Origin of the sequence: Enterococcus massiliensis (assembly GCF_001050095.1) — a bacterium.
Taxonomy (GTDB): Bacteria; Bacillota; Bacilli; order Lactobacillales; family Enterococcaceae; genus Enterococcus_C; species Enterococcus_C songbeiensis.
Genome location: NZ_CVRN01000007.1, coordinates 1,195,337 through 1,220,364, shown reverse-complemented (window position 1 = coordinate 1,220,364; position 25,028 = coordinate 1,195,337). Strand labels below are relative to the sequence as shown.

The following is a 25,028-nucleotide window of genomic DNA, read 5'->3' as shown; positions in this document are numbered from 1 at the left end:
CTAACCGATATACAAAATATCGCTGACAGAACGTTCCGAGTTACCAGTGCCGCCAACGGTTTGATTGACAACTTCTCCGTTGAAATACATGGTGGTCGACCCACCGCCATCAAGGTTATAAGCAGTCTGTGCACCATGCTTTTGCAAGACTTCAGCCAATTGGCTTAAACTCAGTCCGGCACTGTCATCGGTTCGTCCTTCTGAAACTACCAATAAATAATGATTTTCTCCCACTTGAGCGATAGCAGTTCTGGGATTGCTGCCCATAGATTGAGAAACTTCATCGTTTTCATCCACAACAACTTCCCCGCTTTCTACCAAGGAAGGGCCAAAAGACAATACTTGTTGCGCTCCTGCATCGACCAATTCTTGAGCAGTCGTATCGGCTTCTTTGATGATTGAAAAATTCCCGTTTTCATCAATTACCAGATCTTGTTTGTCGGCATCCTCACTTTGAGTGTCTCGATAAAGCGTACCGTTGCGTAAAACATAGCCGGTGTCTCGAAAACCATAGTAATCCCCATTGATTGCCAAAATCGCTTGATTTTCCTCAGCCATCGCCGAAGTTGTTTCCTTGATGTTGCGGCCATAGGCATTATTGGCCAGAGCAGTTTTGAGATAGCTGGAATCACTGACTTGTACATCTGCCAAGTAGACGGTTGTGTCATTTACCCGTTCGGAAGTAATGGTTATTTGAATATTTTCGTCTTGATAACTTGTATCAGTGATCGTTGCTTCACGACTGGAGTCCGTTGTGCTTTCTGTGTTACTGGTGCTAGTACTGGAACTTTCAGTTGTGACGGTCACCGCAATGACTTCCGGTAAGACGAAAGTTTTTAATAAAATATAGGCGGCACTGCCGGAAAGAAGTAAGCCATAGATACTCGCCCACAAAAATGGTTTTTTGAAAAAATGCTTCATTCCCTTTCCCCTCCTTTAAAAACTAAGCGGCGTTGAATAGCAAAACTGGCAAAAAACAGGGTGATATCGACAATTAATTTGCAAAATAAAATTGATCCAATAAAAATAGACAAGGTGGATACCCCTAACCAGCTAAAAAAGAGCTGTGCGGTAAATAAAATTCCATATTTAAAGAAGGAATGCGTGTCTTTTTGTTTTTGGAAAACGAATTGTCGATTAATCCGGTAGTTATACAGTCCTGATAATAAGCGGGCAATCAAGGTTGCAACTAACAGCGTTTGTGGATTCTCACTGCCAAATAGTAGCACTAATCCGTAAAAGAGACTTAGGTCAACAAAAGATGACGTAACAGATGAAAAAAGAAACCTCAGTAAAGGTTGATAAACGAGAAACGAATCCTGCAACGGACGAAAATGAGATTGCTTGTTCTTGTCTTCATAAATCGTTTCGATGGACAGTGTTTTAATTTGGTAGTTTTCCATAGGTAATTCCAAAAGTTGGTTAATCTCATATTCAAAGCGTTCACCGGAAATTCTTACGAGATCCGGGATACTGGCAAAAGAAAAGCCCCGTAAACCAGTTTGAGTGTCCTGCAGACGAATTCCGGATGCAAGAAAATAAAAGCCGCTGGTCAGCCGATTGCCGAAAAAACTACGAAAAGGTGTTTCCTTATATGAAAAAGTGCGAACGCCCAATAAAATTTCGCGGGGTCTCAATTGAGGTACTTCTTTCAATAGGCGCTGAATGTCGGCAATACTGTGCTGTCCGTCTCCATCCGCTGTAACGATACCGACAGCCTCTGGAAAGGAACCAAAAATATAGCGTAAGCCGGTTTTAAGTGCGTGTCCTTTGCCCTTGTTGTAAGGATAACTGATAAAATGAATCCGCGGGTGACGCATTTGATCAAAAACCATCCTGTATGCCCCGCCGCTACCATCGTCAACAATGACCAGCTCACTGGAAATTTCTCGAATCAATTCGTTGATAAAAAGGACGGTTTTTTTCGTCGGTTCATAGATTGGTATTAATAGAATCGGTTTCATGGTTCTTCACCTGCGCTTTTCTTAGATTGTCTTTTATTTTACGCAGCAACCTTAAGAAGCCCTTAAAAGCAAAAAAAGCCGCGGATTATTTCACCCGCGACCTTTTTGCTTTTTGTTTATCCAATCGTTTGTTCAAAGGTTCCCCAAACTTTGACCGTTTGGTTTTCTACCATTACTTGTCCTTTAGCGATAACCGTTTCAACGGCTAATGTTTCTTCGTCCAACAGACAAATATCTCCGTCAAATCCTTCTTGAAGCTGTCCTTTATCAGTCAATTTCAATAGGTTTGCCGGATTGATGGTAATTGCTCTCAGTGCGGTCTCCAACGGAATATTTTCCACTTGCACCGCTTCTTTGATTCCTACCATAAGCGCCTTCGAACTACCAATTCCCAAGCCAATCAATTCATTTTTTTCATTGAAATACGGCAAGCTTCCTTGACCGTCAGAGGTCATTGTAAAGTTGTCTAAAGAAATTCCTTCTGCCAGTAACCGTTTCAGACCTTTACTAAAACGAATCTCACCATCGGTTTTCTCCCAGAAATCAGGATCTTCACTGGCGGTAAAATCAATCACGCCACCTTTTTTGGCGAATTGCAGACAAGCTTCAAAGAGTTCCTCCGTCCGATTCGCATGGGTGGGTAAAAATTGAGTAATGGGAATTTCTGTTTCCGCAATTGTGCGTTCAATCAATTCCAATTTTCGTTTACCGCCTCCTAGATGAACATTGATGATTCCGGCTTTTCCTGATAACATGCCCCCTACTCGGGCGTCCGCCACAGCACGGGTGAATTCCTCAAAGGAAGGTTGTGAGGAACGATGATCAGAAATGGCGATTTCACCAATCCCGATGACTTTATCAATAGTCAAAAAGTCACGAATGAGAGAATTACTGACAGTTTTGACCGGCAAACGATAGGAGCCTTCATAGACGAAGGTTGTGATACCTTCTGCTTCCAAGCCTCTTGCTTTGCTGATCAAGGCTACCATGTCACGTCCTTCTCCATCGGTGCCTAAACACCCAACGACCGTCGTCACGCCGGCTGTTGTCAATTGACTAAGGGTAACTTCCGGTGTTCGGTTTTGAAAACCGCCTTCTCCGCCCCCGCCAAGAATATGGAAATGACAATCGATAAATCCGGGAACAGCGGCTTTTCCTCTTCCGTCGATTTCCGTGACAGCAAATTCTGATAAATCCGTTGTGATCTGGTCTGCAATTTTGATGATTTTTTGATTGCTGACCAAAAGATCTTTTTTACCGATAAAATCTGGGGTGTAAACATTTGCCTGACGTATTAATAACATATTTGACCTCCGTCTTAATTAATGATTGCTTAGCTCACGATCTTTTGCTGCGGCAATATGAACCGCATTGATGACTGCTGAACGCAGTTGTTTATCTTCTAATTCCTTGACCGCAGCAATCGTTGTTCCACCGGGAGAAGTAACCATATCTTTAAGTTCTCCAGGATGCTTGCGGGTATCCAGCAACATCTTTGCCGCCCCAAAAACTGCCTGTGCTGCTAATTCGTAGGCAACCGATCGAGGCAAGCCTTCCAGCACACCGCCATCTGCCAAAGCCTCGATAAACATGTAGGTATAGGCGGGTGAAGAACCACTGACACCGATAACTGCTGGAATCAAAGATTCATCCAGTAATTCTGCGCGCCCAAAACTAGAAAATAGTGTCAAAATTTCCTGTGCATCTTGTTCTGTGACCAAACCGTTGACTGAAACGGAGGACATACCTGCTCCAACTAAAGCAGGTGTATTTGGCATGACCCGTACGATTTTTTGTTCCTTTCCGAGTACATCTTCCATTTGTTTAATGGTCACACCCGCCGCAATCGAAACAATAATTTTTTCTGCGACCTCTTTTTTGATGGCAGTTAATTGTTCCAAAATCAAATGTGGCTTAACTGCTAGTACTATGATTTCTGCCTGTTTTGCTAAATCTTCCCGCTGTTTTATCGGGGTAATTTGTAAATCTGTTACTAGCTTGGCTAAAGTCGGTTCATAGCGATGGTTATAGACTAAAATTTCATTTGCAGAATAAAGCTTCGCTTGAATCAAGCCTTCGATGATTGCTCGTGCCATATTTCCGGCGCCAATAAAACCGATTTTTTTCATAATGATCCACTCCTCTTCTCTATTAAAAGCCTACCATAAAATTTTCTACTTGATAATCAATGTCTGCGTCTTTTTTGATGGAAAAAACTGCATTTTTACTTCTCCGGTAAGTTCAGCCAAACCAACGGCAGCTAAAAGCAGCCAATCTGGAAAATTATTGAGGGGATAAGCCAGCACTGCATCTTTTAAATTGGTCAAATTTCCCAGATTGGTTAAGAATCGTTGCGTCAGAAGTTGTGCTAGAAAAATTGCCAATCCACCCAGCAACAATGAACGGATAAAAATAAAAAACAAGGAAAGATAGGGAAATTTTTGACTAACCTCGAAGAATTCCAGTCGTTGTTGCTGACGGAATAGGACGCGGTATCCTTCAAAAAACAAAATTCCAAGAAAAAAGGCAAACAATAAAATATATGCCCCTCCCCGCAGCAAATCAATAAAGAGCAAATAGGATGCTGCCCCAGTTTGGTTGGGACTAAATAAACCCAGCGTTTCTTCCAACCCTTGCCAAGTAGTGAGAAAGCCGGCACTGCGACGGAACAAAAACAACATAAGATACAAAAAACCAAGAGTTAGATCTCGTGTAAACCAAGTTTGTTCCAAAGAAAGCAGTTGTTTTACATCTACGAGAATCTTTTTCACAGGATTCAGCCTTTCTTAATTAGTAAACGCATTTTTAGTTTACATAAAATAAATATCGTTAAATATATCGAGCAATCAATTGAATCAACTGTTCAGGAAAAGACTTAAGATCAGAAATATCTAGGAAACGATGTTCACCATAAATTTCTTTGATTTTTTCTTTGTCTTCGCCGATTGCCGCTGCAAGATATCGGATTCCCTGCCGCTCATATTCTTTGACGACGTTTTGGATATCAAGAATTGCTTTTTTACCGGTATAATCCGGCAGAGCTTTTGGCTGCCCATCACTGATGGAAATGACCAACTTGGTTGTCGCTGTTTGTTGGACCAGCTTGTCGCTCAACAATTTTAGTGGTACACCATCGCGATTGTTCTGGCGAGCCTTCATGCTAACTAATTTTCCTGCAACGCCATCAAAGGAATCCTCAAATTCTTTATAAGAATATATGGACGTTTTTTCTCGTGCAGAAAGATCCGCCGTATCACCATAAATCATTAATGGAAGTTTCAACTGTCGTGCGAATTCTGTTACTGCAATTGCAGCGGTCAGTGCAGTGGTTATTCGATCTTCGCGAATCATAGAACCGGACTCGTCAATACGCAGAGCTAAAGCTAATGAGGGAACCTCATGAGGGGGTTGCTTTTTGTCGAATGTCCGATAATCACCATAAGCAACGCGGCTTGCATCAAACCGGGTACCCATATATTTCCCCTTTTGGTAAGTTGTAGTTTCTTCATTTTCCAGTATTTCTTGAATTTGTTTTACAAGGGGCTCTACAATCGACAACACGCTGCCGGTTAATTGGCGGGCTTTTTCTTGATTGTGGATCGAACTTTTAGGACGATGGATGATTAACCCTTCTTTTCCGTGGCTCGTTTCTTTTAAAAGACTCCGAGCTTCCTTGTTCAGTGTTTTTTGAAATTGCTTTTCATCAATTTTATCCACGGAACTGGTGCTTTCGGAAAATGATTCTTCGCTACTTTCGCTTCCTGACTCACTTTTTCCATCGGTATCTGTTCGCTTCGTATCATCAGCAAGATTCGGTTGTTTTTCCGGAGTCGACAAATTTTTTTCGTCTTCTGTTTCTGTCAAAGGTGTTGAAGTAAGTTGAGACGCTGCTTCAGTTTCTTCAGATTCTGGAATATTTCGTTGATCGGCTTCTTCTTGAGAAATTTTCCGTCCCCGAACGGCTTCTTTTTTATACTTTATTAACGGTTGACTCGTGAGTAATTGTCTTAGCTGATCCAATAATTCGCTTTCTGCTAACGCATTTTGCAAAAGAGTCAACTCATTTGGGTCTGTCGTTACTTTATACAGTACTTTCGGATAAATGGTTTGTAAGGGATCTTGGTCTTGAACAAGGGTATGCACCCAGTAAAAATAAGAACGCATTCCGGCCACCCCTTTGATGGCATTCGCTTTTGCTGTCGTATCTAATAACCGAACGATTTCTGCCATTTTAGTTAATATCGCTTCATCTCCATATCCGGTTTTTGCTTTGCCGCGTTGAACCATAACCTCGATTGCTGGTAAATCCATTTTTTCAGCGTGCTGCATCCGATCTCGCAAAGATTCATTCAAAGGTCGATTTCCCTGATAATTGCGATTTGTAGTAATCACGATAACACAGTCCTCATGGCGACGAACCATACCTGTTGGCAGATTCAGCATACCGTGGTGTTCCAATGCGGAATTTAAAGCGACCAAAACCGAAGCATCACGAATCACAGTCGGTTCTTGAATTTCCAGCAAATAGCCTTTTTCTAGGGCACGCACAATTTCTGAAGGATAGAATTTATAGTGAACCACTTCTTGGCTGTCTTGCTTATCTATTCGTTCAATCAATGCAGCCAACTTTTCTCGTGCAGCGCTGGGAGTTAATTGATAATAGGTTTGAATCAGCTGCAATAAATCTTCCAGACGTTCCGTTTGATAAATTGCTTCCAACAGTTCACCATCTAACGCATCATCTGTCGCCACAATCGGCAGTAAAGCCCCAAAAACATCGGATTTATCCATATCCGCAAAACAAGTGACCTTGGTATAGGGAAGTTGTAAATCAAAAGACAGAGCCTTTGCTAGTTGGGTTTTTCCAGAACCGGCATCGCCTTCCAACAATACGTTGAAAATTTTCATTTCGGGATCGTGCCAATTTTCTTTGATTTCAGAAGCAATCCGTAATTCCTCTTCACTATCCTGATGACTTTCAGGTTTCTGCCAAATCATTTGTTTTTCTAACTTTGAAAAGAGCCGGTCCGCTGTTACTTCGTAGGGACTATTCATTTTTTTCACCCCTTAATAACCTAAATCATCTAATAACCGTTTTAAAATTTTGAAACGCTCACCGATTAATTCGCCGTCTTTTTGTAAAGTATCATAATATAAAAGAATATCTTCATCAATCATTGGATTGTCAGTATCCACCTCGACTGTCATTCGGTTGCCTTGCAGACCGATGATATCAATCAGTGGATTTTCGGGATCGTAAAATTTTTCATGACGATACGCATCTTGAAAATAAAGACTTGCTTGACTGACTAAAATCGCTAAATCCAGAATTCGCGTGATAGGCAATTCTTCGGATTGTCGCGACCATTTTTCACCGGTATGACGCCAAACTTTTCCAGAAATTTCGACCTTTCCTCGATCATTCCATTGTGCTAAGCCAAGAGAAAGACCTTTTGCATCGGTATTTAGGGCATTTTTCCCATCTACCTTATCGTAGTCTTCCACCACGATCACGGGTTTATGTTTTAAATTTGTTGGTATTTTCATTTTTTTCACTCCTTCTATCCTTCCGCTAATTTTTTTTGAAAACGAAGGAAGGACAGTTTTTAGTAATTTACTAAATTACTGCTTTACTAGAGTATAAAAGAAGCCTGTCCACCTTACAACTAATCTGTTCAAAAAAAACAGCACCCCTCATTACGAGGCGGTGCTGCCGGTTACTTTCACTTCATAAATTAAAAAAATTATTGCGCAGAAATTGCGATTCCAATCGCTTTTTCACCTAGATGGGTGCCGATGACCGGACCAAAATGACCGATTTCAATCGTAGCTTCTGGATATTTTTCCTGTAGCCGTTTTTTCTCTTCTTCGGCAACCGTTAAATTGTTGGCATGAATCACGTAAAATTTAGTGGTGCCAGTGATTTCCTGATCTCGTTGTCCAATAATTTCTTCTGCCCGATTAAAAGCTTTTTTACTAGAACGGATTTTTTCAAACAAGACGATTTTTCCTTGATCAAAGGTCAGGACTGGTTTGATTTTCAAGAGTCCACCGATCAATGCCGCCCCGTTGGTTAAACGTCCCCCGCGAACGAGATTATTTAAATCATCAACGATCATGTAGGCATAGGTATTGTCACGAATCAAATCCAAATGCGCGACGATTTCTTCTAATGATTTTTGTTCCTCATTCATTTGCAAGGCAGATTCTACCATGTGACCCATCGGCATACTGGTAATTTTTGAATCATAAGGGAGGATCGTGACCCCTTCAATGTCTTCTTTGATTCCATGAAGAGTAGAAACAAAACCTGAGATTCCACCGGACAAATGAATACTTAAAATCGTATCATAGCCCTTGTCTTTCAGGGATTCATACAAACCCATCACCTCACCTAAAGCTGGCTGAGAGGTAGTGGGAAATTCTTTGCTGTTTTTCAATAAATCATAATAAGCATCTGCTTCAATATCGATTCCTTCGTTATAAATCTTACCATCGATGATTACGGGAATCGGAATGATGTACAGGTCTTGGTGACTACGGACCGGCTCAGGCAGATAGGCTGAACTGTCAGTTACAATTGCTAACTTCATCTAACTTCCTCGTTTCAAGAATTTTCAAGCGACATAATAAATATAGCATAAATGAAAGTTCATTCAAACTAGAAATCGGTACTTATTTCGCTAAAAACTCTGTGATTGCTTTTTTATTCATGTCTTGGTCGATAACTAAGACACTGCCGGCTTCCCAAGTATTACCATAACTCCAAGAATCATCAACAGGAACGGTCAAACGATCGATTCCGCCGGCTCCTTTTGCCATGGATAACGTATTTTTTAGTAAAAAGCTCATCGGCAGATCAGTTGCCGCATACCCCATAACTTTTCCTGCGGCGTAAGGCAGTTTTGCAATCGCCAAAGGATTTTTCAATTCACTAAAGATGCCGTTCATCACCTGTTGCTGTCTGCGAACACGACCGAAATCTCCTTCTTCATCCATTCGGAAACGTGCGTATTGCAGCAAGGTCAGACCATCCATTTTTTGAGGTCCTTTTTTGATGGCAACTTCGATATTTTTGCTCATATCTTTTTCTGCATCAATTTGAACACCGCTAGGAAATAACGTATCGATTACTTTTTCAAAGGTTTTGAAATCGACCATCGTGTAATATTTACAGTCAATTCCAAAATTTTGAGAAAGTGTTTTACGCACGAGCTCTGCCCCGCCATAGGCATAGGCGGCATTCAATTTATTCTGCCCAACGCCGGGAATATCGACATAGGTATCCCGCATAAAGGAAAGGAGTTTTGGTTTTTTGCTGGGACCATCCAATTGCAGTACCATGATGGAGTCCGAACGAGCGTTTTCCCCCTCACGGCTATCACTACCTAGCAGTAAAATATTATTTGATCCGTCAGAAGAAGCAAAACCGTTAAAGGTCTCGGTTTCTTGTGTAACAGAATCGTCGTTGCTGGCAACCATCTTCCCCGCAGCAAAAGCAACCCCTGAATAAATGGCTAGAATTAAAATAAGTTTCAATAAAAAACTAAGAATGGGGTGCTTGCGCTTGCGTTTTGGTTTTTTACCCTGTTTTGGTGCTTTGGGTAATTTGGTTTTCTTTTTGTTTTTGTCTTTAGCAAAGGAAGGCTGGGTTTGAGGTCTTTCTTGGTAAACCGGCTCCTCCCATTCCTCTTGTTCAGGGGGGAATACCTGCTCCGTTTCTTGATGATGAATCTCTTTTCGGGCAAAAATATTTTTCTTTTCTTCTGATTCTTCATGAATATGCTTGTAGCGGTCCATTCGACTCATAAACGATCCTCCAAATTTCTTCACTCTCGTTTTAAGGATACCTTAGCATAAAAATAAAGAAAGAACTTCCTAAAAAATTTAAGAAGTTCTTAGCCTTTTTAGCCTAATCAAAACATTTTACGGGATAGCCGCCCAGATTTTGGACTTTGCCCCCTAACAATTCGATTTCGGTGATGGCGTTGTCGATCAGTTCATAGGGGCGATCCAACAGTAAATCAATCACGAAGAAATATTCTCCCAAACTGGTTTTTAATGGTCGGGATTCGATTTTACTTAAATTGATTTCCCGCCAGCCGAAAGCCGCCAACATTTTATGGAGCATTCCCGGCTGATTCGCAGGCAAGGTTAAGACCAAACTCATCTTTGAAGGTGTTTCTTCTAAAAAGTGAGTGGTCGGTTTTCCCAACAGCCAAAATCGCGTTTGATTGAGATCGTTGTCTTGGATATTTCCATAAAGAATCTTCAAGTTAAAATAAGCGGCCGTTTCTTCCGAGGCGATTGCCGCAACGCTTTCTTTGGGATGATTTGCTACATATTCTGCTGCAGCCGTAGTGGAAGGCATGGGAACCAACTCAACCTCCGGATAGTTCTCTTCTAAAAAAAGTTGTGACTGAGCTAACGCTTGAGGATGAGACAAGATTTTTTTGATTTCTTTGCCATCAAGAAAAGGATGAATCAGAAATTGCTGCTTGATTGGCAAAACGACTTCATTTTTCACCTGCAGCTCTGGTTCATGGGAAAGCAGATCAATCGTATGATGGACCGAACCTTCCAAAGAATTTTCGATAGGAACAATGGCTAAATCTACTTCATCCTTCAACAAGGCCTTCAAACACGCAGGAATTGAGGCATAGGCAAATAAATTCGTTGAAAATTGTTTTCTTGCGGCTTGATGTGTAAAGGAGCTTTCTGGTCCTAAATAACCGACTTTCATAGGTCACCCAGCCTTTCAATAATCTCTGAAACGATTTCCTCTGGTGTCTTATTTGTCGTATCGAGAATATGCCCGGCACTTTCTTCGTAAAAAGCAATCCGCTGGTCTAAAATTGCCGCGATTTCTGCAGGTTGTTTATTTTCTGCTAACGGTCGAATATTTTCTGTATCTTGTTGGATTCGTTCAATCAAGATCTGCGTGTCGGCAGTCAAGTAAATGACAGCGGGCTGCTGTTTTAGGAGTGTGCGATTTTCTGGACGTAAAACAATTCCGCCGCCGGTTGCTAAAATTCCATCTTTTGTGGCTAGCTCTGCTAAAATAGCAGTTTCCTGTTCTCGAAAGGCTGCTTCGCCAAATTGATCGAAATAATCTGCGATGGGCATGTGGATGGCTTCCACGATTTGCGCATCAAGATCAATCAATTCCTTTGATAGACGCCGAGCCAACCGCCGACCAATTGTTGATTTTCCCGCACCCATGAAGCCAATTAAAATAATACTAGACAATTTATTTCCCTCCTGTCACCAAGTCGGCTACATCTTGGAAAAATTGTGGATAAGAAATGGCTACCGCTTCTGCGTCTTCCAATTCACAAGGTTCATCTACTAATAACGCCGCGATCTGCAACATCATTCCGATTCGATGATCTCCGCGACTGGAAACACTGGCAGCGTGTAAAGGCGTGGGTCCATGGATAATCAAGCCGTCTTCTGTTGGCTGGATATCAGCACCCATTTTTTTCAATTCCTCGGCAGTTGCATCGATCCGGTTGGTTTCTTTGACCTTTAATTCTTCCGCATCCTTAATGATTGTGGTTCCTTTTGCCTGAGTAGCTAGTAATGCAATAATTGGTAATTCGTCAATCAATCTAGGAATAATCTCTCCTTCAATCGTTGTGGCAGTTAAAGAGCTGAAACGAACTGTTAAATCTGCTGCTTGATTGTGGGAATCTTCGTTGGTTTGTTCGATCACCGCACCCATTGCCTGTAAAACATCCAAAATTCCTGTTCGCGTGGGATTGATGCCAACATTTTTCAAAAGCAGCTGACTGTTTGGTACCAAAACACCAGCAGCCAAAAAGAAAGCGGCGGAAGAAATGTCACCTGGGACAGTGAGCGCTTGACCGGTAAACTGTTGTGGTCCGGTAATCATAATTTCTTTTCCTCTAACGGAGATGGAACCGCCAAATTGACGAATCATTTCTTCCGTATGGTTGCGGGAAAGTTCTTTTTCGAGAATCGTTGAGGTTCCTTTTGCCTGCATTGCTGCAAAAAGAATCGCTGATTTGACCTGAGCGCTGGCAACCGGCATTTCGTAATGAATCGGAGTCAAATCTACCACACCATCAATCGTAATGGGAGGAAATTCGGTTTCTTCATCCCCATGAAGGCGTCCACCCATTTCGCGCAAAGGAAGCATCACCCGATTCATTGGCCGTTTGTTTAAAGAACTATCCCCATAAAGCTGGGTCTTGAAGGGTTGACCGGCTAAAATCCCCATCATCAATCGGATCGTTGTGCCGGAATTTCCAATATTAATTGGTGCATCTGCAGCTTTTAATCCAGAAAAACCTTGTCCATGAACGGTGATGATTTCACCATCATCTTCGATTTTTACACCTAGTTGTCGAAAGGCATGAAGGGTACTTAAACAGTCCTCCCCCCGCAAAAAATTTCTGATCGTTGTTGTTCCGTTTGCTAAAGCACCAAACATAATACTGCGGTGAGAGATTGACTTATCCGCCGGAATCGTCAACGTTCCTTTTAGTCCGTGATTATTTTCCACTAATTTCATTTTTTTCCTCCCCGATTATTTGGTCCAACAATGATAATCCGTGTTGGTTTCGATACATTTTTGTGCAGCAAGCAAATCTTTTTGATTTTTAAAACTGATTTGCAATACACCGATAATGTCTTCTCTTGTTTCCTGAATTTTCAGATTAATCAAGGACAACTTCGCAGCTCCCAAAAGTCCGGTAACCTCTGCGATGACTCCCGGCACATCCGGTACATCAATCAACAAGTCATAAAATGCCGGGATTGCTCCATGCTGATGAACGGGTAATTGATCCCGAGTATCCTTTGCCCGATTAAAAAAAGCAAAAATTTCTTGTTGATTATCTTCTTTGAGCCATCCCGCAATTTGTTCCATCTCCTGCTGCCATTGTGTCAGGCCTTCCAGCAAAAATTTCTTGTTGCTTAGAAGAATATCTGTCCACATGACTGGATCAGAAGAAGCAATTCGGGTAATATCCCGAAAACCGCCGGCAGCCAATTGTTTTGCCCGTGGATGTTCCTGATTAAAAAGATCTGCTTGATTCACTAAACCGGCGGCAATGATATGGGGCAGGTGACTCAACATTCCTGTAATGCGGTCGTGTTCTTCTGCTGAAAGCACTACATATTTTGCCCTTGTTCCTTGAAAAAGTTCCTGCAACAAAGCGACATCTGAGCTTTGTTCTTTGACCGGGGTAAAAATATAATAGGCATTTTCAAAAAGATCACTGTCTGCCGCCTGCACACCGGATTTGTGGGAACCTGCCATCGGATGTCCTCCGACAAACCGAAATTTTTTCGTTTGGGCAGCATGAACGATTTGTTGCTTGGTACTGCTGACATCGGTTACCAGCAAATTTTCTTTGACCGGTAATTGCTCCAATTGATCGAGAAAATTTCTAGCTGCATTGACGGGTACCGCAAGCAGAATAAGATCTGCCTGCGTGGCTCCCTCAGCGAAATCGGCTGGAATCAAATCCACGATTTTTTTTTCTTTTGCAATGTTGCGGGTGGTTTCAAGTTTGTCCCACCCTATCAGTACCGTTTGCGGATGTTGCTTCTTGATGCATAATGCCATCGAAGCGCCAATCAATCCCAGACCAACGATCAATATTCGTTGTTTCATTCTCAGCGCCTCCTAGTAATTTTTCAAGTACTCCCGATATTCTGCAACACTGGTTTTTAGTTCGGTGAAGGAATCGCTTGGAAATTTTTGTAAGAGTTCATTTGCCACGACAGTAGCGACGACGCTTTCAGCAACGACGCTGGCAGCCGGAACAGCCGTACTATCAGATCGTTCAACACTTGCTTTATAGGGTTCTTTTGTATCGATATCGACACTTTGCAAGGGTTTATACAAAGTTGGGATTGGTTTCATCACTCCTCGAACAACGATCGGTTCTCCGTTTGTCATGCCCCCTTCAAATCCACCAAGGTTATTACTCCGGCGAGTGTAGCCATCTTGCTCATCCCAAAGAATTTCATCCATGACTTGTGATCCGGGCAATGAACCGGCTTCAAAACCAACACCAAATTCCACACCTTTAAACGCGTTGATACTTACTACGGCTTGTGCGATTTTAGCATCTAATTTAGTATCCCATTGCACATAACTGCCCAATCCAGCGGGAACACCGCCGACAAGGACTTCGACGATGCCGCCAATTGTATCCCCTTTTTTCTTCGTTTCATCAATGAGATCCTTCATTTCTTGCTCTACATCGGGATCGATTACTCGAACATCAGAAGCATTGGAGATTTTTTGTATTTCTTGAATACTCAAGTTTTCCGGTAATTTCGCATGGATACCGCCAAGGCAAGTAACATGACCCGCAACGATGATTCCAAGTTCTGAAAGAATCTTTTTGGCGACAGCGCCGATTGCTACCCGCATCGTGGTTTCTCGTGCAGAGGAGCGTTCCAAAACATTCCGTAAATCGTCGTGATGGTATTTCATGCCACCGACAAGATCGGCATGACCGGGACGTGGGCGGGCAACTCTTCGTAATTTTTTATCTTTTTCAGGGACTTCTGCCACGGACATTACCGTTGTCCAGTTTTTCCAATCGTTGTTTTCAACAACCAGAGTAACTGGCGAGCCCAGCGTTTTTCCGTGACGAATGCCAGAGGTGATCCGTACTTGATCTTTTTCAATTTTCATTCGTCCACCGCGACCATAACCGGTTTGTCTTCTAGCAAGTTCAAGATTAATATCTTCTTCTGTCAAAGGTAGTCCGGCAGGTAAGCCTTCAATAATTGCAGTTAACTCAGGACCGTGTGATTCACCAGCTGTTATATAGCGCATATTAATTTCCTCCTAAATATTCCTTGATGTCGGCGATGGGAATCGGGTGAATCTTAGCTTCTCCGATTTTTTCTAATAAAATAATTTTTAATTGGTTCCCACGAGCTTTTTTATCATGAGTGATCGCATGATACAGGTGATCTGTCTGCCAGTTATCATAATGAATTGGCAAATGAAATTTTTGAATCATTGTTATTAGTTGTTGTGTACTTCCGCTAGGAGATAAACCGATTGATTCGGCATGACGATTGATAGCAACCATTCCAATAGCTACCCCTTCTCCATGACTCACGATACCATAGCCGGCGGTTTTTTCGATGGCGTGACCGATTGTGTGCCCAAAATTTAGAATCAAGCGATTGCCTTGATCAAATTCATCTTCTTCCACCACTTTACGTTTGATTTTCAAGGTTGCGGTAATAATGGCTTCAGCGTGAGCCAATAAATCTGCTTCGTCTTTCAAGGAAGAAAGCAGTTGCCATAAATCGATATCGGCGATTGCGGCGGATTTGATGATTTCTGCGATGCCTTCCCGAACACGGCGAGGTTCTAAGGTTTTTAACACCAATGGATCAATCAAAACAGCATCCGGCTGACTGAAAGTTCCCACCAGATTTTTTGCGTTCGCTGTGTTGACGGCTGTTTTTCCACCAATGCTAGAATCCACCTGTGCCAAAAGAGTCGTGGGAATTTGTACAAAATGAATGCCCCGCATAAAAGTTGAAGCAACAAATGCTGCCAAATCACCAACAACACCTCCTCCTAAAGCTAAAACACCATCACTGCGGGTAAAACCATTCTCTGCTAAAAAATCGTACAGCAACGCTGCTTGATCAAGGGATTTGCTTTTTTCGCCGGCAGGAACCACGGTCAAAACTGGTTGAAATCCACTTTTCTCTACTTGTTGCATAACTGTTTCTGCATAAAGAGGAGCGACATTGCTATCGGTAATAACCGCAACTTTCTGGGGTTTCCAGATTGTTTCCAGCCATTTTCCTGTTTGTTGTAGTGCTCCTTGATTGATAAGAATATCGTATTGATGATTTGCTAAATGAACCGTAAGCATAGCTTCCACTTCTTTCCTAAATTAGAAATTATTTTGATAAAGCCTTGATTTCCTGCATGGCTTTTTCCATGATTCCCACTTCTTTCATCATGCGCAGGTAAGTTTTTTCATTTAAGGATTGGGGACCGTCTGACCAAGCATTAGCAGGATCAGGGTGGATTTCAACGATCATACCATCTGCTCCGCTGGCAACTCCTGCACGAGCCATAGGTGGTACTAAATCCCAAATGCCTGTTCCATGACTTGGATCGACGATAATCGGAAAGTGACTAAGTTTTTTGATCAACGGAACAGCGCTTAAATCAAATGTATTTCGGGTAGCTGTTTCGTAAGTACGAATCCCACGCTCGATGAAAATCACTGGCGATTTGTCCTCTACTGCAACGTATTCTGCTGCATTCAACCATTCATCAATTGTTCCTGAAATTCCTCGTTTTAAGCCGATTGGTTTACCTGTTTTCCCCACAGCAGATAATAATTTAAAGTTTTGCATGTTGCGTGCACCAATTTGTAAAATGTCACTGTATTCGGCAATCATATCGATATGTCCTTCATCCATGACTTCCGTAATTACTTTCATGCCAAACTCATCGGCAGCTTGACGAATGTATTTCAAACCTTCTTCTTCTAATCCTTGAAACGCGTAAGGAGAGGTGCGAGGTTTAAATGCTCCCCCACGTAAAATTTTTGCTCCGCCGGCTTTTGCCATTCGGGCACATTCTCTGATTTGATCCAGTCCTTCAATCGAGCAAGGTCCAGCCATTGTAACAAAACTGCCGTCACCGATTTTTACTCCGTCAACATCAACGACGGTATTGCCGGGATGAAATTCGCGAGAAGTTAATTTGTAAGTTTTAGAAATTTTAACGGTATTCTCTACACCTTCAAAACTATTGAATGCCACGTCCTGCATGCCGCGAGTATCGCCTTTTAATCCAATGACGATGTGTTCTGTTCCTTGATCAATATTCACTTCTAAGCCTTCTTTTTTGATACGGTTCACCACGGACTCAACCTGTTCTTTGGTGGCATCTTTCTTCATAATCACGATCATTCTTTTTTCCTACTCTCTTTTAATTATTTTCAACGATTGGTTTAATTTTTTCTACCGGCATCTTTTGTCCAGTCCATAATTCAAATGAAGCAGCACCTTGATACAACAGCATGCCCAAACCGTTTGCGGTTTTTAATCCTTTTTCTCTTGCAAGTCGAAGCAATTTTGTTTCTCGTGGTTCGTAGATGACATCATAGACTGCTAATTCATCGTGTAAAAAGGAAACATCCGGTAATGCCATTGCACCATCATTTGGTTTCATTCCTACCCGTGTTGCATTAACCAAGAGAACACTGGTTGCGATAGCCTGCTGTAATGCTGAATGATCTTCAAGGTCTGCTAAATGAATCTCACAGTTGGTGTGACGACTGATTTGTGCTAATTTTACGGCAATCTGATCATAAAAGGCATCTTTTCGATTAAAGACGTGAATTTTTTTGACTCCGTCTAAAGCCGCTTGAGAAATAATCGCTGTCGCTGCGCCGCCTGCCCCCATCAGGGTAATTTCTTTGCCGATAATCGAGATACCAGCATCGGTTAAACTGGCCATAAAGCCAATTCCATCTGTATTGTGACCAATCAATTTTCCTTCATGGTGGACGATTGTGTTGATGGCACCAATCAATTGTGCGGCTTCGCTTAATTCGTCCATCAAAGGAACAGCCGCCATTTTATGAGGCATTGATAAATTGACACCCAATAACTGCAATGTCTGAATCGCTTCAACGCTGGTTTTAAGATCCTCAGGTTCTACATCAAATGCAAGATATCTGGCATCAATTCCTTTTTCAATAAAGGCTGCGTTGTGCATCATTGGTGAGATGCTGTGGCGAGCAGGCTTGGCATATAACCCGGCCAAACGGGTGTGTCCTGTGATTTCCATTTTTATTCCTCCTATTTTTTACAGCAAAACCAACAAAAAAAGATGTTGACTGTAGTAAATCATCCCTCTACAGTGAACATCTTCTAAGGAGCCTGAAAAGCTCGGTAAAATTAAAATAGCCACTATAGATTTCTTATCTACGTGGCTGTAAGTCGTGTCAAAAATCTCTAGCCATCATAGATACAAACTTGGTCTGTTTGCACCCATGAAATCATGAATACAAACCTATCTAAAATAGCTAAAGTAATAATTATTCAGTTGTGCGTGTTGTACTAATTTCATTAGAATCGCTCCAAGCTGATGTAAGATTGTTCTTAGTATAGACATAAAAAAAGTAGCTGTCAATTATTTTTTGAAAATTTTTTCAATTTTTCTGAGAGCTTACAACTCTTCTTCAAAAAATAAAAGCAGATCGTGTAAGGTCAGTTTCGCTTTTTCTGCAGCATTCAGGTCTTTGACGATTTTTCCTTTTTGCAAAAGAATCAGACGATTTCCATAATGCAAAGCATCTTCCATTCGGTGAGTAATCATCATGCAGGTCAACTGCTGCTCGGCTACTCGTTGTGCTGTGAGGGCCATCAATTGTTTGGAAGTTTTGGGATCAAGGGCTGCTGTATGTTCATCCAACAAAAGCAACTGTGGCGGGCGAATGGTTGCCATTAGTAAGCTCAATGCCTGCCGTTGTCCCCCGGAAAGATTACCGGTCGGAACATCCAGATGATTTTCCAATCCATTGCCGACTTGTTGACAGAGATCAAAATAACCAGCTTTTTTCTCATTGATTTTTCGTGAAACCAAGCGTCGTTGAACACCGCGTTTTTCTGCCAGCAAAAGATTTTCCGCCACCGTCATCCGAGGAGCCGTCCCCATTTTCGGATCTTGAAAAACTCGTGAAATATACGTTGCCCGTTTTTCTTCGGAAGCTTTGGTCACATCGACACCGTCAATGGTGATGCTGCCGGTGGTTACAGGCAATGTTCCAGAAACTATATTAAACAAGGTACTTTTTCCGGCACCATTCCCCCCTAGAACCGTAACAAAATCTCCCACTTGTAAGGTTAGATCAATCTGATCCAAAAGTATTTTTTGTTCATTGATGCCATTTTTGATTACTTTTGAAACGTTTTTGATTTCTAAAACACTCATTTGGACGCCTCCTTTTCCAACCCGGTTTTCAAATTCAGGGCTTGTCTGAAACGAGGAACCATCAGACAAATAGCTAGAATTCCAGAAGAAATAATTTTTAGATAAGTTGTATCAAAGCCAGCCCAGATGATGACAAAAATCAATAATTGATAAATGATACTGCCAATCACCACTGCTGCCAATCGTTCAGCAAAACTCAGTTCTCCAAACAATACTTCACCAATAATAATTGAAGCCAAACCGATGACGATGACCCCGATTCCTTTTGAAACATCCGCATAGCCGTCATTTTGAGAAATCAAGGCACCGGATAAAGCAATCACACCGTTTGACAAGGTCAATCCAAGAATCTTCATGCGATCGGTCTTGATTCCTAATGAACGAGCCATTTCTTCATTATCACCGGTGGCAATATACGCTTGTCCAAGTTCTGTGTAAAAAAACAATAGCAATAAACCAATTGTCACCAATACCGCAACAACTCCCAGCAGCACGATATCAAAATAGTTTGGTAAATGTAGCCCGTGAAAAATATCTTGAATACGGGGAAATTTCATCAAGCCTTTATTGGGGCTTTGCATAACGAATAAAATCACGGAATTTAAACCAGACATAACAAGAATACCGGCTAAAATCACTGGAATTTTGCCCTTAGTGAAAAGCAGACCGGTCACTAAACCGGCTGCCATTCCCGCCAAAACACCCAACAATGTTGCCAAAATTGGATGAATTCCACTAGTGATTGCAGTCACACAGACCGCACCTCCCAATGGGAAAGATCCTTCTGTGGTCATATCAGGAAAATTTAAAATACGATAGGTCATAAAAATTCCCAGTCCCAGCAACGACCAAAGTAGTCCCTGCCCAATTGTTGAAACAATCATTTATTCTTCTCCTCCCGTCGTGACAAGGGTTGCTGTGTCTGCTTTATCGCCAAGATCGATGTTAAACCGTTTTGCTTGATCCGTATTGATGATAGTATCCCCATCGGTAAAAGTGTAAACGGGGGTGGTCGCTGGTTCTGCTTCGCCTTTTAGGATTGCCGCAGCCATTTTTCCGGTTTGGATACCTAATTCTTTTTGATTGATACCGACAGTTGCTAATCCTCCTTGCTGAACCATAGTGTCAACAGAGGGAATGATCGGTACATTATTTTTATCTGCTTCGGAAACCACTGTCTCCATTGCACTTGCAACCGTATTATCTAATGGAATATAAATGAAATCAACGGATTGAGCCAAAACTTGAACCGCTTGAGCAATTTCATTTGTAGAAGAAACAGCTTTTTTTTCTGCCGTCAAACCCAGATCGGTGACTGCTGCTTCTGCCTGTGCTACTTGGAATTTTGAATTAGCTTCCAACGAAGAATACAAGATGCCGACTTTTTTTGCTTCTGGTAATAATTCATGGGCCAATTTGATTTGAGCAGCAACGGGTGGTTGATCCGAAACACCGGTGATATTTCCACCAGGTTTTTCATTGCTCTTTACTAAACCGGCACCTAAGGGATCGGTAACTGCACCAAGCAGAATCGGTAGTTTATCTGTTGTGTTGGCCAATGCTTGGGCCGCAGGTGTTGCTACCCCAATCAGAACATCGGATTTGTCCTGCACTAACTGTTGACTCATTGTGTCTAATTTACTTTGATCGGCTTGCCCGTTTTGGAAGTTGATTTTTAGGTTTTTCCCTTCTTCAAAGCCTTCTTTTTTCAATCCTTCTTTGATTCCTTCAGTGATTTGATCCAATGCCGGATGACTGACGAACTGTAAAATACCTACAGATTTAACGGTTTCTGCGGTCTTTTTTTCCGGTTCTTTGTTCATTCCTTCAAAAATAGCAAAACCTGCCAAAATAATTACTAGTCCAATAACTGTTGCGATTAACCCTTTGTTTTTTATCATTTTCTTCATCCTCCTAATAAGTAAAAAGACTAGCCATCTCCCTGCGGAAATTGCTAGTCGCAACTAAAAAACCGCATAGAACGTTTCTATGCGGCAATAATTTCAAAATTATTTGGCATAGACACAACATTAGAATGTTCTCTAAAAAGTTGTATCTATGGATTTTTTTCCATCAATACAACTATCTACGCCAGTTTTGCCAACTCTTCAATTGTCCTTGAGTTTGTAATGTAAATAGTTTCATGATGGTCACCCCTTCGTTTGTGTTGAAAATAGAATACCTGATTGTTTTTTATTCGTCAATAGAAAAATGACTGTTTTCTGAATTTTTTCTATTTTTCCTCAATTTCTTTGATGCTCCACATTGGTAGCCGATTCAACTCAGGAATAAATTCTTCTCCAAAATCAGTCAATTGCTCTACGACAAACCGATTTTTTTCTTTTCCTTTTTCAAAAAAGACAATTGTCACCTGATCGGGATTGACGCCGTACTTTTCTTGAATCCCCGCTGTATTATAGACAATCGGATAATAGAAAACTTGCCGATTAAATTCTTGCGCTTTTTCACTATCCAAAAGATCAAGGACCTGTTGATAGGTTTTTCCCTGGGGTTTGCTGAACATAACAGAAATCGCCTGTGACTTGCTGATTTGATGATCTCCACTTTGATAGCTCAAAGGCTGGATTTTTTTTGACGGAAGCGCGGAAAAAACCAGATGTTCGTATTCTGATTGGCGAATATGCCGTTGCGACCAAAGCATGCCGCCGGTAAAGAGTAACGAACAGGCAAGCAGACTGGCTCCCGTGAGCATTGCTCGTTTTGGTTCTCTGTCTACCCAGTCAGCCAGCTGATCCCAATGATCAAGAACCTGTGTTTTTATAGTTTCAAGCCATTTTTTTACCTCCAACGCTTTTCCCCCCTTTCCGTCACTTCTACATGGTTTATATCTATTATCCCATACTAGCAATTAATCACTATTAACGTCAAGAATCTTTCCATCTTTTCAAATCTTTTGTATGATAGAGGAAACGACTTTTAATAAAAAGCTTTCCCTATTTTTTTCTTTTACATAGTGGATGGACTTGAGTCAGAATCAGCAAAAAAAAGGACACAGGAGGAACCCGATGATTCATTTAAGTGACAATATTATGGAGATTTTAACCCCGATTTTTGAAATTATGATCCTTTGTTTAAATTTTCTCTCCATTATCGTTTTAGTTTGGGGTGTCATTATCTCCGGATATGATTTCATCCGATCAGAATCGACCCATATCGATCACGTTCGTGCCGCCCGCAACAACAATTTCATCAAAAACTTTTTAGGCAGTTACATCCTGCTCAGTCTGGAAATTTTGATTGCTGCAGATATCATCGAATCAATCATCAATCCTACGACCGAGGATATTTTGCGTTTGGCTGCTGTCGTCGTCATTCGCACGGTGATCTCCTTCTTCTTGCATCGAGAATTGCAGGATGCATTGGATGATGAGGAAGAAAATAAAATCAAAAAAATCAAACGCTAGTGTTATAATAAGCATTTAACAGGTAATTTATGAAAAGAGGAAAAAAAGATGTCATTTGACGGCGTATTTACTCATTTAATGATTGAAGAACTTTCGAAAGAATTAGTGCGGGGACGCATTTCAAAAATCCATCAGCCTTATACAAACGAAATCATATTGGTGATCCGTAACCAAGGAAAGAATAAAAAACTGCTCTTGTCCGCCCACCCCAGTTATGCCCGGGTGCAACTGACCAACATCGCATATGCCAATCCAGATACACCGCCGAATTTTATTATGATGCTGCGAAAGTATCTGGATGGCGCAATTTTGGAACGAATCCATCAGATTAACAATGACCGGGTAATTCATTTCACTTTTAGTCGTCGAGATGAATTGGGAGACTTGCAAAATATTGTATTGATCGTCGAATTGATGGGACGTCACAGCACGATTTTATTGATGAATCAAGAAACTGGAAAAATTTTAGATGCCATCAAACATATCGGTGCATCGCAAAATACGTATCGTTCCCTTTTACCGGGAGTCGATTATGTTGAACCGCCAAAACAGGACCTTTTGAATCCTTTTACTGCAAGTGATCCGGTGATTTTCGACCGACTTTCAAAAGCCCCAGAACTGACAAAAAACTATCTGCAACAACAATTTCAGGGGTTGGGGGCCGATACTGCAACAGAACTTGCTTTTCGCTTGAACCAAGCACCAAATGAAAAATTGCGTGTCTGGCATGATTTCTTCCAAACCCTAGAGGAAAAGCTTTCCCCCACGCTCGTCTTACAAGAAAAAAAAGATTTCTTCACACCTGTTCCCTATCAAACGCTGATTGAAGATGCAGAAATACAAACCACCGAAACCATCAGTCAGCTTTTAGATCTTTACTATCATGACAAAGCGGAACGGGATCGAGTTAAGCAGCAAGGCAGTGAATTGTTACGAAAAATGGAAAACGAGCTGACTCGGAATAAGAAGAAATTGCTGAAGCGTGAAAAAACACTGGCTGATTCAGAAAACGCAGAAGAATTTCGACAAAAAGGCGAATTATTGACTACCTTCATGACTCAGGTACCAAGAGGTGCAACCTCCGTCGAGTTGCCCAATTATTATGAAGAGGACCGTCTGATGACAATCGCCTTGAATCCGGCATGGTCACCCAATCAAAATGCTCAAAAATATTTTCAACGGTATCAAAAATTACGGAATGCGGTCAAACTGATTGGTGAACAAATTCGAGAAACCAAAGAAGAAATCGCTTATCTTGAATCTGTGCTGGCGCAATTGGAAATCGCTGGACCGATGGATGTAGAGATTATTCGGGAGGAACTCCAAGATCAAGGCTATTTGAAGAAACCGGCAAAGCGTCAGAAAAAAAATAAAAAATCACAACCAGAAATTTTTTACGCAACTGATGGGACAGAGATTCTGGTTGGTAAAAACAATTTGCAAAATGACCAACTAACCTTGCGTACTGCCCGCAAAACGGATTTTTGGCTTCATGCCAAAAACATTCCCGGTTCTCATGTTATTATCCGCTCCAATACGCCTTCAGAAGAAACCATTTTGGAGGCTGCTGAACTGGCTGCTTATTTTTCAAAATACCGTTATTCTGCACAAGTTCCGGTGGATTTGGTACAGGTCAAATACATCCACAAGCCAAATGGGGCAAAACCTGGCTACGTGATTTACGAGAATCAAAAAACCTATTTTATCACGCCAGAAGAAGAAGCCATTCAGGAACGTACAAAAAAACCAACTGCTTAGGCAGTTGGTTTTTTGCTGTTGATGATGAAGGTCCGCACATCGAAAAAAAATTCTTCTGCGATCTCCGAAAGTTTTGTTTGTTTTGGATAAATACCATAAAGATGATTCAGGGGTTCTTCTGCTAATGGGATCAAGCGGATTTGTTCTTTCGTTCCCCGATCGACGATGCCAGAGCCGGATGCGTACGCATCACTGGTTCGTAAAATATTGGTTAAGGTTCCCCGATCATTGGTAACGATACAGCTTTTTGTTTGATTTTTCAGAGGATCTTCCTCAAAATAATCAAAATTACCCCCCTCTTGATTAAAACGAACTTGAGAATAGTCTTTCAACTGTGTCGTTGCGATTTCTTTTTGCTCGGCTAACGGATGCTGTTTACCGACAAAAATATGCGTGCGAAAAGTACCGAGATCAACTTTTGCCAAGCCTGCCTGTTCTAAATAACGTTCCAGCCCTTTTTGATTTTTTTCATTCATATACAACAAGCCGATTTCGCTATGGCCTTCAGCTACTTCTTCAATTACCTTAGCAGTCGTTGTCTCCATGATCCGGTACTCTTCGTACTGAGGGAAACGCTGGATCAGACCGCCGATAATCGAGCCCAAAAAATCATAATGCTGGGAAGCAATAGAAAAACGTTCGGTGGGTTCTTTTTTTTGATAACGCGTCTCCAAACGATCCATTTGTACCAGAATTTTTTCTGCCCGCGCCAAAAAATCCTTCCCGTCGGCTGTCAAGACAGCACCTTGGTTGGTACGGACAAAAAGGCTCAATCCTAGTTCTTTTTCTAATTCTTTGATGCCGTTTGACAGGCTCGGCTGAGTGATAAACATTTTCCGAGCAGCTTCGCGAAAACTACCATTATTCGCGACTGCTACCACATAACGCAACTGTTGAAGATTCATTTGT

24 protein-coding genes are annotated in these 25,028 nt (G+C 41.6%); 2 read left to right on the top strand and 22 right to left on the bottom strand.

Annotated features, from left to right (window positions below):
* The 21 genes from BN1875_RS13120 to BN1875_RS13020 all read right to left on the bottom strand — a co-directional run bounded on the left by BN1875_RS13120 (position 1) and on the right by BN1875_RS13020 (position 21,745).
* The gene (locus BN1875_RS13120) at positions 1 to 921 is read right to left on the bottom strand and encodes a phosphodiester glycosidase family protein (protein WP_048605263.1); all 921 of its coding nucleotides are present in this window, start codon (positions 919 to 921) and stop codon (positions 1 to 3) included.
* Positions 918 to 1,964 (bottom strand): bifunctional glycosyltransferase family 2/GtrA family protein, encoded by a 1,047-nt coding sequence (locus tag BN1875_RS13115; protein ID WP_048605262.1) that lies wholly within the window; start codon positions 1,962 to 1,964, stop codon positions 918 to 920. The genes BN1875_RS13120 and BN1875_RS13115 overlap by 4 nt, the downstream gene beginning before the upstream one ends.
* A 116-nt stretch (positions 1,965 to 2,080) precedes the next feature.
* The gene (iadA, locus tag BN1875_RS13110) at positions 2,081 to 3,268 is read right to left on the bottom strand and encodes a beta-aspartyl-peptidase (protein WP_048605261.1); all 1,188 of its coding nucleotides are present in this window, start codon (positions 3,266 to 3,268) and stop codon (positions 2,081 to 2,083) included.
* 18 nt (positions 3,269 to 3,286) lie between these two features.
* Entirely contained in the window at positions 3,287 to 4,093 is an 807-nt protein-coding gene (gene proC / locus BN1875_RS13105; RefSeq protein WP_048605260.1) for a pyrroline-5-carboxylate reductase, read from the bottom strand.
* 45 nt (positions 4,094 to 4,138) lie between these two features.
* Complete coding sequence (locus BN1875_RS13100; RefSeq protein WP_048605259.1) at positions 4,139 to 4,735, bottom strand: hypothetical protein; 597 nt, start codon at positions 4,733 to 4,735, stop codon at positions 4,139 to 4,141.
* 58 nt (positions 4,736 to 4,793) lie between these two features.
* On the bottom strand, positions 4,794 to 7,019 hold the full coding sequence (locus BN1875_RS13095; RefSeq protein WP_048605258.1) for an AAA family ATPase: 2,226 nt from the start codon (positions 7,017 to 7,019) through the stop codon (positions 4,794 to 4,796).
* Between the two features lie 12 nt (positions 7,020 to 7,031).
* Positions 7,032 to 7,511 carry a DUF6530 family protein gene (locus tag BN1875_RS13090; protein WP_048605257.1) on the bottom strand — a complete coding sequence of 160 codons (480 nt, stop codon included), beginning with the start codon at positions 7,509 to 7,511 and terminating at the stop codon, positions 7,032 to 7,034.
* A 197-nt stretch (positions 7,512 to 7,708) separates the two neighbouring features.
* A complete protein-coding gene (locus tag BN1875_RS13085) occupies positions 7,709 to 8,557 on the bottom strand; it encodes a DegV family protein (protein ID WP_048605256.1) in 849 nt (282 codons plus the stop codon).
* 82 nt (positions 8,558 to 8,639) lie between these two features.
* Positions 8,640 to 9,773: an LCP family protein gene (locus BN1875_RS13080; protein WP_048605255.1), complete on the bottom strand. Its 1,134-nt coding sequence runs from the start codon at positions 9,771 to 9,773 to the stop codon at positions 8,640 to 8,642.
* Positions 9,774 to 9,876: 103 nt separating this feature from the next.
* A complete protein-coding gene (pheA, locus tag BN1875_RS13075; RefSeq protein ID WP_048605254.1) occupies positions 9,877 to 10,707 on the bottom strand; it encodes a prephenate dehydratase in 831 nt (276 codons plus the stop codon).
* Complete coding sequence (locus BN1875_RS13070; protein WP_048605253.1) at positions 10,704 to 11,213, bottom strand: shikimate kinase; 510 nt, start codon at positions 11,211 to 11,213, stop codon at positions 10,704 to 10,706. Before BN1875_RS13070 ends, pheA begins: the two co-directional genes overlap by 4 nt.
* A 1-nt stretch (position 11,214) precedes the next feature.
* Complete coding sequence (gene aroA / locus BN1875_RS13065; RefSeq protein WP_048605252.1) at positions 11,215 to 12,501, bottom strand: 3-phosphoshikimate 1-carboxyvinyltransferase; 1,287 nt, start codon at positions 12,499 to 12,501, stop codon at positions 11,215 to 11,217.
* 15 nt (positions 12,502 to 12,516) lie between these two features.
* Positions 12,517 to 13,608 carry a prephenate dehydrogenase gene (locus tag BN1875_RS13060; protein ID WP_048605251.1) on the bottom strand — a complete coding sequence of 364 codons (1,092 nt, stop codon included), beginning with the start codon at positions 13,606 to 13,608 and terminating at the stop codon, positions 12,517 to 12,519.
* A 12-nt stretch (positions 13,609 to 13,620) separates the two neighbouring features.
* Complete coding sequence (gene aroC, locus BN1875_RS13055; RefSeq protein WP_048605250.1) at positions 13,621 to 14,787, bottom strand: chorismate synthase; 1,167 nt, start codon at positions 14,785 to 14,787, stop codon at positions 13,621 to 13,623.
* Between the two features lies 1 nt (position 14,788).
* Positions 14,789 to 15,853, bottom strand: a complete 1,065-nt coding sequence (gene aroB / locus BN1875_RS13050; RefSeq protein WP_048605249.1) for a 3-dehydroquinate synthase — start codon at positions 15,851 to 15,853, stop codon at positions 14,789 to 14,791.
* Positions 15,854 to 15,881: 28 nt separating this feature from the next.
* The gene (aroF, locus tag BN1875_RS13045; RefSeq protein WP_048605248.1) at positions 15,882 to 16,907 is read right to left on the bottom strand and encodes a 3-deoxy-7-phosphoheptulonate synthase; all 1,026 of its coding nucleotides are present in this window, start codon (positions 16,905 to 16,907) and stop codon (positions 15,882 to 15,884) included.
* Between the two features lie 19 nt (positions 16,908 to 16,926).
* The gene (gene aroE / locus BN1875_RS13040) at positions 16,927 to 17,796 is read right to left on the bottom strand and encodes a shikimate dehydrogenase (protein WP_187115935.1); all 870 of its coding nucleotides are present in this window, start codon (positions 17,794 to 17,796) and stop codon (positions 16,927 to 16,929) included.
* Between the two features lie 375 nt (positions 17,797 to 18,171).
* Positions 18,172 to 18,936: an ABC transporter ATP-binding protein gene (locus tag BN1875_RS13035; RefSeq protein WP_048605246.1), complete on the bottom strand. Its 765-nt coding sequence runs from the start codon at positions 18,934 to 18,936 to the stop codon at positions 18,172 to 18,174.
* Positions 18,933 to 19,820: an ABC transporter permease gene (locus BN1875_RS13030; protein WP_048605245.1), complete on the bottom strand. Its 888-nt coding sequence runs from the start codon at positions 19,818 to 19,820 to the stop codon at positions 18,933 to 18,935. Before BN1875_RS13030 ends, BN1875_RS13035 begins: the two co-directional genes overlap by 4 nt.
* On the bottom strand, positions 19,821 to 20,834 hold the full coding sequence (trpX, locus tag BN1875_RS13025; protein WP_048605355.1) for a tryptophan ABC transporter substrate-binding protein: 1,014 nt from the start codon (positions 20,832 to 20,834) through the stop codon (positions 19,821 to 19,823).
* Positions 20,835 to 21,169: 335 nt separating this feature from the next.
* Positions 21,170 to 21,745, bottom strand: a complete 576-nt coding sequence (locus BN1875_RS13020; RefSeq protein ID WP_053082163.1) for a hypothetical protein — start codon at positions 21,743 to 21,745, stop codon at positions 21,170 to 21,172.
* A gap of 217 nt (positions 21,746 to 21,962) precedes the next feature.
* Here BN1875_RS13020 and BN1875_RS13015 point away from each other — a divergent pair, with 217 nt between their 5' ends.
* Positions 21,963 to 22,361 (top strand): DUF1622 domain-containing protein, encoded by a 399-nt coding sequence (locus tag BN1875_RS13015; RefSeq protein WP_048605244.1) that lies wholly within the window; start codon positions 21,963 to 21,965, stop codon positions 22,359 to 22,361.
* Between the two features lie 48 nt (positions 22,362 to 22,409).
* Complete coding sequence (gene efbA / locus BN1875_RS13010) at positions 22,410 to 24,119, top strand: fibronectin-binding protein EfbA (RefSeq protein WP_048605243.1); 1,710 nt, start codon at positions 22,410 to 22,412, stop codon at positions 24,117 to 24,119.
* On the opposite strand, the gene BN1875_RS13005 is transcribed toward efbA, so the two are convergent.
* Positions 24,116 to 25,024 carry a LysR family transcriptional regulator gene (locus tag BN1875_RS13005; protein ID WP_048605242.1) on the bottom strand — a complete coding sequence of 303 codons (909 nt, stop codon included), beginning with the start codon at positions 25,022 to 25,024 and terminating at the stop codon, positions 24,116 to 24,118. The two genes, efbA and BN1875_RS13005, sit on opposite strands and share 4 nt — an antisense overlap.
* Positions 25,025 to 25,028 lie beyond the last annotated feature (4 nt).